Below are 821 nucleotides of genomic sequence, written 5' to 3' on the forward strand. Positions count from 1 at the left end.
TTAATCTTTCACCAATCTTTGGTGGATGTTGTCTATTGGGGAAATCACTGATATGAAAAAATAAGTCTTTCCTTTTTTCTGTAATTTGAATGAATCCAAAACCTTTATCTTCATTATAAGTTTTTATCTTGCCTTCATTAAACATAGTAAATTTTATACAATATTGATTTTAATATGAATTATAAGAAATAAAATACAAAGATGCCATGCTTAGAAAAGACATTCTGCAAATTATGATTGATGATCGTCGAAAGTATGGAGATTGACAGCAGCGGCATGCTGCAGTGATTTCAATAGTTGAAAAAGCCCATCAAGTGAGGGTGTTATTTCGCAACAACCTTAGCACCTTTCCAAAACTCCCCACGCCTTCGCACTAGAAATGAACTCGCAATACTATCTAGTGTTAGACATTAATTCAATTATTTATAGTCAACATTCCATCCCAGCTAAAATAATCTCTCGTCAAACTCCCTGGACTCATCGACCAGCCGCGATTTGGTAATTTACATGGTCTGATCGAAAGTTTTAAAGTAAATTCTTATTCTTCCACCACACATTTAAATCGAATTTCAGTTTTAGGATAGTTTCCTAAAATGAACGGAGGTTTAGCATCAATTGTTTCCAGCACTTTTACCATTTTCCCTGTTTTGTTGCATTCTGAATATGCTTCACGCATAGCTTCAGCTTTAAGGGTGCCCATACCAGTGAAGCCTGTTGCTGCTTGACGGGAGACCATGTAAGTATTGCCACCCATAGGTATAATCCCTGAATTTGCTGCACAACCTGTTAGGGTGATAAAACAGCTTAAAAATAATAATTTT

Annotated in this window: 2 protein-coding genes; both read right to left on the minus strand. The window is 35.4% G+C overall.

Annotated features, from left to right (window positions below; all coding sequences use genetic code 11):
• A partial coding sequence (locus RR876_RS16730) for a cold shock domain-containing protein (RefSeq protein ID WP_332637162.1) occupies positions 1 to 145 on the minus strand: 145 nt, incomplete at its 3' end.
• A 393-nt stretch (positions 146 to 538) separates the two neighbouring features.
• Positions 539 to 796, minus strand: coding sequence for a hypothetical protein (locus RR876_RS16735; RefSeq protein ID WP_332637163.1), 258 nt, complete (start codon positions 794 to 796; stop codon positions 539 to 541).
• Between the last annotated feature and the right edge of the window lie 25 nt (positions 797 to 821).

Source organism: Acinetobacter sp., from assembly GCF_036666595.1.
Taxonomy (GTDB): Bacteria; Pseudomonadota; Gammaproteobacteria; order Pseudomonadales; family Moraxellaceae; genus Acinetobacter.